Source organism: Streptomyces sp. NPDC046122, from assembly GCF_056429965.1.
The window spans coordinates 33,402-40,292 of record NZ_JBWKLQ010000011.1 but is presented as its reverse complement, the minus strand read 5'-3'; the positions used below and the strand labels follow the sequence as shown (position 1 = coordinate 40,292).

The 6,891-nt window shown below is 72.8% G+C and carries 6 protein-coding genes; 1 reads left to right on the top strand and 5 read right to left on the bottom strand.

The window, feature by feature from the left end; genetic code table 11:
• Nucleotides 1-157: 157 nt before the first annotated feature.
• The 4 genes from AC07FK_RS25040 to yczE form a co-directional block, all read right to left on the bottom strand.
• Nucleotides 158-532 (bottom strand): RNA polymerase-binding protein RbpA, encoded by a 375-nt coding sequence (locus tag AC07FK_RS25040; protein WP_014044757.1) that lies wholly within the window; start codon nucleotides 530-532, stop codon nucleotides 158-160.
• A 266-nt stretch (nucleotides 533-798) separates the two neighbouring features.
• Nucleotides 799-2,187, bottom strand: a complete 1,389-nt coding sequence (locus AC07FK_RS25035; protein ID WP_479107189.1) for an MFS transporter — start codon at nucleotides 2,185-2,187, stop codon at nucleotides 799-801.
• A 57-nt stretch (nucleotides 2,188-2,244) separates the two neighbouring features.
• The gene (locus AC07FK_RS25030) at nucleotides 2,245-3,009 is read right to left on the bottom strand and encodes a glycerophosphodiester phosphodiesterase family protein (RefSeq protein ID WP_479107188.1); all 765 of its coding nucleotides are present in this window, start codon (nucleotides 3,007-3,009) and stop codon (nucleotides 2,245-2,247) included.
• The gene (gene yczE / locus AC07FK_RS25025) at nucleotides 3,006-3,653 is read right to left on the bottom strand and encodes a membrane protein YczE (RefSeq protein ID WP_479107187.1); all 648 of its coding nucleotides are present in this window, start codon (nucleotides 3,651-3,653) and stop codon (nucleotides 3,006-3,008) included. The genes AC07FK_RS25030 and yczE overlap by 4 nt, the downstream gene beginning before the upstream one ends.
• A 110-nt stretch (nucleotides 3,654-3,763) precedes the next feature.
• Here yczE and AC07FK_RS25020 point away from each other — a divergent pair, with 110 nt between their 5' ends.
• Entirely contained in the window at nucleotides 3,764-5,263 is a 1,500-nt protein-coding gene (locus AC07FK_RS25020) for an SCO1417 family PLP biosynthesis transcription factor (RefSeq protein ID WP_479107186.1), read from the top strand.
• Nucleotides 5,264-5,278: 15 nt separating this feature from the next.
• Here the strand turns inward: AC07FK_RS25020 and AC07FK_RS25015 are convergent, their stop codons facing one another.
• Nucleotides 5,279-6,859 (bottom strand): hypothetical protein, encoded by a 1,581-nt coding sequence (locus tag AC07FK_RS25015; protein ID WP_479107185.1) that lies wholly within the window; start codon nucleotides 6,857-6,859, stop codon nucleotides 5,279-5,281.
• Nucleotides 6,860-6,891: the final 32 nt, after the last annotated feature.

The window sequence follows — 6,891 nt, the reverse complement described above, 5'->3', positions numbered from 1 at the left end:
TAGTTCGGTTGCCGCGGTGGTGAGCGGGTCGGCGGCGAAAACCGTCAGGTCGGCGCGACGGCCGACCCCCATCCCCCCCCCCCCCCCCCCCCCCCCCCCCCCCCCCCCCGCGGCTCTTGCCTTGACGCTGACTGCCGTCAGGCGCAACGCCGGGGCGTTACGCGGACTTGCGGCTGTCGCGCGGATGCACCGCGATGTTCATGGCGCCGGATCGCAGTACCGCGAGCCTTTCGGCCAGGACCTCTTCGAGCTCCTCGCGGGTGCGCCTTTCCATGAGCATGTCCCAGTGCGTACGCGCGGGCTTGCCCTTCTTCTCCTCAGGCCCGTCGCCGTCGACCAGGAGTGCCGTGGCGCCGCACGCCTTGCACTCCCACTCCGGCGGAATCTCGGCCTCTACCGAGAACGGCATCTCAAATCGATGTCCGTTCGGGCATGCGTACTCCACCGCCTGGCGCGGGGCCAGATCGATGCCGCGGTCGGTCTCGTAGCTTGTAACCACGAGTCGCGTGCCGCGGAGAGCTCGCTCACTCATGAATCGTGCCTCCCGGGCTTGTCGCCCACAGGACAGGTGTCGCTGTCGTCGTCATCCGGTCAACGTCCGGTCGGCGGTAAAGATTCCCGTTGCGGGTCATGCGTCGCCCGTCGTGCCGCTGCTATTCCCAAAAGTTGGGTACCCACCAGTGCCCGGTTTGTCACTTATGGCAGCAGATGTCACCCAGCGTTGTCGATATCCGAGCGCGCAGTAACGGTCCGCCTGGCAGGCCAAAGGCGTACACTACCGGCCTTTCACTTCAAGGTCTAAATTCGCTCCGGCACGGGGTTTCCCGCGGCCTCCACCGCGCGCCGTACGGGTACCCGTACGAGCAGGACGAAACCCAGTACGAAGAAGGCCACGAGCGAGATGATCGCGTCCCGGTAGCTGCCGGTCAGCTGGTACGCGAGCCCGAAGACCAGTGGGCCGAGCCAGCTCATGCCCCGGTCGCTCATCTCGTAGACCGAGAAGTACTCCGCCTCCTTGCCGCGCGGCACCAGGTGGGAGAAGAGGGAGCGGGACAGGGCCTGGCTGCCGCCGAGCACCAGTCCGATCGCCGCGGCCAGCGCGTAGAACCAGACGGGCTCCCCGGCCGGCAGGAACCACCCCGCGCCGATCGTCAGCGTCCAGGCGGCGAGCGACCCGAGGATCGTGCGTTTGGCGCCGAACCGCTGGGCCAGCCGGCCCATGCCGAGCGCCCCGGCGACCGCGAGCACCTGGACCAGCAGGATGGCCGTGATGAGGGTCGTCTGGTCGAGGCCCAGCTCCTCCGATCCGTAGATCGACGCCTGGGAGATCACCGTCTGGACGCCGTCGTTGTAGACCAGATAGGCCAGCAGGAAGGACAGCGTCAGGGGGTGGCGGCGCATGTCCTTCACGGTGGCGACCAGTTGCCGCCACCCCGCGCCGACCCGCCCCGGCGCGTGGTCGGCGCCCGCGCCCGCCGCCACCTTCCGGTCGCGCAGCCGCCGCAGCGGTACGAGCGTGAAAGCGCCCCACCACAGTCCCGCCGACGCCAGGCAGATCCGTACGGCCTCGGACTCCGACAGCCCGAAGCCCTCGTGGCCGGAGTAGAGGATCAGGTCCAGGACGAGGACGAAGGCCCCGGACGTGTAACCGAAGGCCCAGCCGCGCGAGGACACCCGGTCGCGTTCGGCGGGCTCCGCGATCTGCGGGAGGTACGCGTTGTAGAGCACCATCGCGACGGACTGCGCGGCGTTCGCGACGATCAGCAGGAACACGCCGAGCAGGTAGCGGTTGCCGTCCAGGAAGAACATGCCCGCCGTCGCGCCCGCGCCGACGTACGCGGCGGCCGCCAGCAGGGGCTTCTTGCGGCCCGTACGGTCGGCGACCGCGCCCACCAGGGGCATGATCAGGACGGCCGCCACGACGGACACGGAGACGGCGTACGCGAACACCGAACCCGCCCGCACCGGCACGCCCAGCGGGTGGACGAAGCCGTCCGCGTCCGCCGCGGCCTTCGCGACCGAGGTCAGGTACGGACCGAGGAAGACGGTCAGCACGCTCGTCGAGTAGACGGAGCAGGCGAAGTCGTAGAAGTACCAGCCGCGCTGCTCGCGCCTGCGGCCGGCCGGTCCGTCCGGGCCGCCGGCCCCCTCCGTGCCGTCCGTGCGGTCCACGGTTCCAGCGCTCACCGGGCGCCCCCTCGCTCGTCCCCGTGCCGTCGCGGGCGCGGGGCGGACGTCCCGGGCTCAGGCCCAGGCGCCCCGCTCGGTCAGGACCGTGCGCAGCGTCTCGATGTGATCCGTCATGATGCCATCCACGCCGAGGTCCAGGAGTGCCGCCATCCGCCCGGGATCGTTGACCGTCCAGACGTGGACCTGGAGGCCGAGCGCGTGTGCGGTGCGTACGAAGCGGTGATCGACGACCCTGACGCCGTTCTGCGTCTCGGGCACCTGGGCGCACACCGCGCCGCGGCGCAGCGACGCCGGCAGGGAGCGGGCGCGCAGCCACAGGCCCAGGACGCCCGCCGTGCCGAACGAGGTGGCGAGACGGGGGCCCGCGAGGCGCTGCGCCCTGGCGACGCGGTTCTCGTTGAACGAGCCCACGCAGACGCGGTCCCACGCCCCGGTCCTGCGGACGAGGTCGATCAGCGGCGTGAGCGCGGGCTCCGCCTTGATGTCGACGTTCCAGCGGGCGTCGGGGAACTCTTCGAGAAGTTCCTCGAAGAGGGGCAGCGGTTCCCTTCCCGCGACCCGTGCCCGGCGCACGTCGTTCCAGTCGAGCGCCGCGATGCGGCCCCTGCCGTCCGTCACCCGGTCCAGGGTCGCGTCGTGGAACGCCACGAGGCGGCCGTCCGCCGTGGCGTGCACATCGGTCTCGAAGTAGCGGTACCCGGCACCGGCGGCGCGCCGGAACGCCCCCGCGGTGTTCTCCAGTCCGTCGGCCGCCCCGCCCCGGTGGGCGAAGGCGAGCGGCGCGGGATGGTCCAGATAGGGATGGCGTGCGCGGTTCACCGGGGGATTATCGCGCCTTCCGGTGTACGGGCGGCCACCACCTCGCTGCCGCTCCCGGGCGCGGGAACGGCGAAGAGACGCAGGAAGAACTGGGCGAGCGGCCCGATGGCGAGCGCGTAGGCGACGGTGCCGGCGCCGAGCGAGCCGCCCAGGGCGAAGCCGGTGGCGACGACGAGCACCTCGATCGCCGTACGGACGAGCCGGACGGAGCGCCCGGTGACGCGGTGCAGTCCGGTCATCAGGCCGTCCCGGGGTCCGGGGCCGAAGCGGGCGGCGATGTACAGGCCGGTCGCCGCCCCGTTGAGCACGATCCCGGCGAGCATCAGCGCGACCTGCGCCGCCAGCCCCCGGACGTCGGGCACGAGGGCGAGCGTGCCGTCCATCGCGACGCCGATCACCACGACGTTGGAGACGGTGCCGAGCCCCGGGCGCTGGCGCATCGGGATCCAGAGCAGCAGGACGGCCGCCCCGACGGCGATCGACACCACACCGATCGTCAGACCCGTCCGTTCGGCGAGGCCCTGGTGCAGCACTCCCCAGGGTTCGAGGCCGAGGCCGGCGCGGACCAGCAGCGCCGAACTCGCCCCGTACAGCGCGAGACCGACGTACAGCTGGGTGAGCCGACGGGTGAGTTCCCTGGACAAGTGGTGCTCCCTGGGTAGATGTGCTGGCGCGAGTGGACCGCCGCATGACACTCTGTGGCTTGGCAGGAGATGCCATCCATGGCCAATTCGACTTAGGTGGACTGGGAATTATGGCGCAGTGGACTTCGGCGGTCGGTGCGGCGCAGCTGGCCCGTCAGCTCAACGCCCAGCAGACCCGCCCGCCCGGCCCCGGTACGCGCAAGCCGCCGGCCTACCGCGCTCTGGCCGACGGCATAAGGCTCCTGGTCCTCGAGGGACGGGTGCCCGTCGCGGCGCGCCTGCCCGCCGAGCGGGAACTGGCGGTGGCCCTGGCCGTCAGCCGTACCACCGTGGCGGCGGCGTACGAGGCCCTGCGCGCCGAGGGCTTCCTGGAGTCGCGCAGGGGAGCGGGCAGCTGGACCGCCGTCCCCGCGGGCAACCCGCTGCCCGCCCGCGGCCTGGAGCCCCTGCCGCCCGAGTCCCTCGGCTCCGTGATCGACCTCGGGTGCGCCTCCCTGCCGGCGCCCGAGCCGTGGCTCACCCGCGCCGTGCAGGGCGCCCTGGAGGAGCTGCCGCCGTACGCCCACACCCACGGCGACTACCCGGCGGGTCTGCCCGCGCTGCGTCAGATGCTCGCCGACCGGTACACCGCGCGGGGCATCCCGACCATGCCCGAGCAGATCATGGTCACCACCGGCGCCATGGGCGCGATCGACGCCATCTGCCACCTGTTCGCGGGACGCGGCGAGCGCATCGCCGTCGAGTCGCCGTCGTACGCGAACATCCTCCAGCTGATGCGCGAGGCGGGCGCCAGGCTGGTGCCCGTCGCGATGGCCGAGGGACTCACGGGCTGGGACCTGCCGCGGTGGCGGCAGGTCCTGCGCGACGCCGCCCCGCGGCTGGCGTACGTCGTCGCGGACTTCCACAACCCGACCGGCGCGCTGGCCGACGAGAACCAGCGGCGCGGGCTCGTCGACGCGGCGCGCTCGGCCGGCACGGTGCTCGTCGTGGACGAGACGATGACCGAGTTGTTCCTGGACCCGGACATCGACATGCCGCGCCCGGTCTGCGCCTTCGACCCGTCCGGCAGCACGGTGCTGACCGTCGGGTCCGCGAGCAAGGCGTTCTGGGCGGGGATGCGCATCGGCTGGGTGCGGGCCGCGCCCGACGTGATCCGCAGTCTGGTGGCGGCGCGGGCGTACGCCGACCTCGGTACGCCCGTCCTCGAACAGCTCGCCGTCACCTGGCTGATGAGCACGGGCGGCTGGGAGGAGGCGGTGGAGATCCGCCGTGCACAGGCGCGCGGGAACCGCGACGCGCTCGTCGCGGCGGTCCGCAGGGAGCTGCCCGACTGGGAGTTCGACGTACCGGGCGGCGGCCTGACGCTGTGGGTCCGCACCGGAGGGTTGTCGGGGTCCCGGCTCGCGGAGATGGGCGAGCGCGTCGGCGTACGGGTCCCTTCCGGGCCGCGCTTCGGGGTCGACGGGGCCTTCGAGGGGTACGTCCGGCTGCCGTTCACGGTCGGCGGTCCGGTGGCGGACGAGGCGGCGGTACGGCTGGCCGCGGCCGCCCGCCTGGTCGAGAGCGGGGCGAGCAACGGCTCCGAGGCCCCGCGCACCTTCGTCGCCTGACCCGCGCGCCGCGCGTCAGTTCTCGGCGGGCACCGGCTGGGGCTCCTGCGCCGGGGGCTGGATCCGGGCCCCCTGGAGCTCCGGCTCCGGGGGCAGGACGCGGTCGGGCAGCAGCTCCACGACGGCCTGCCGGTGCGCCTCGCTCGTCGCGTCGTCGTACGGGTCGGGCGTCGCCGGGACCTGGAGGCGCGTCACGGGACCCGTGCCGAGGCGTGCGTAGCCGCGTCCGGGCGGAGCGTCGCGCGGAGGAGTGGTGTGCGGCGGCTCGCCCAGGACGGCTTCGATGTGCCCGGGAACGGCCGCGCCGAGCACCACACGCGCGCGCGTGTGGGAGCGCACGGTCTCGCTGAGCGCGTCCACGGCGTCGAACTGCTCGGCCACCACCACCGTCACGTTCGCCGCCCTGCCGTGCCGCAGGGGCACCTGGAGCAGCTGCTGGGGATCGGTGCGTCCCTCGGCGGCCGCCAGGTGGGCGAACACGCCCGGCCGGTCCAGCAGGATCCACAGCGGGCGCCGGGTGTCCTCGGGCGTGGGGTGACCGGCCTGCCGGGCGCGGTTCGCGGCGATCAGCCGCCGCTCGGTCTCGTGCGCGGCCCATTCCAGGCTGGCGAGCGCTCCCGGGAGGCTGCACTCGACGGCCAGTACGCCGGCACGTCCGGCGAGGCACGCGTACTCGCCGGTGCCGCTTCCCTCGACGATCACCACGTCGCCGTGCTCGAGGGCCTGCAGGGCGATCGAGCGCAGCAGGCTGCTCGTGCCGCTGCCGGGCTGTCCGACGGCGAGCAGGTGCGGTTCCGTCGAACGCGTCCCCGTCCGCCAGATGACCGGAGGGGCGTCGTACGTCCTGTCTCCCTCCGTGACCGGCACGGTCCGCTGCACGGCGTCGGCGTCGGTGAAGCCGAGGACGGTCTCGCCGGGGGCCGTGACGAAGTGCTGGGCGGCGATCGTGGTGGCCAGCGGCGGGAGCACGGTCATCAGGAGCTGGTTGCCCTCCTCGTACCAGGCGAAGCGGTACTCGCGGCCGCGGCCCGACTTGGCGTGCAGCAGCTGCTCCACCCGCGCCCGGGACGAGGGCTCGCCGTCGGTGAAGTACGCCGGGTAGCGCACCAGGAGGCGGACGAGCCGGCCGTCGTCGAAGTCGTACTCGGGAAACGCCTTGTCCCACTCGCCGCCGTGGGCGAACAGCGGGCTGGGATCCTCGGCCACCGAGAAGTACGGCACCAGGGCCTCGTACAGGGCCCTGAGCCGGTCCGTCTCGGCCTCCCCCGGGCCGGTCGGGGCGGGAGAGCGGTCGCGTCCTTTCCAGGCGGCCGCGGCCATCACCGTGATCAGGGCGAGCAGCGGCCCGTACGGGATGAGCGCGACCACCAGGACGACGGCCGCCACCAGGAACAGCGCGGACCCACGCCGCTCCTTGGGCGTGTCCGTCCACTTGCGCCGCCCGGCGGCGGCCAGCTGCCGCAGACCACGCGAGAGCGTGATCACCGGGTGGAGAACGTCGGTGGCACTGTCGGCTGCGGTGCGCGCGATCTCGCGGCTGCGGGTGATCGAGGCACTGCCGCTGCTCAGAATGCGGAGGAGTGGAAGCCGGGCCACGTCGGTCTCCTGATGGTGTTGGAACGGTGGTG

What these genes read in the sequence shown, in the direction of transcription:
- AC07FK_RS25040 (WP_014044757.1), bottom strand. Translation starts at nt 532, where the DNA reads ATGAGTGAGCGAGCTCTCCGCGGCACGCGACTCGTGGTTACAAGCTAC.
- AC07FK_RS25020 (WP_479107186.1), top strand. Translation starts at nt 3,764, where the DNA reads ATGGCGCAGTGGACTTCGGCGGTCGGTGCGGCGCAGCTGGCCCGTCAG.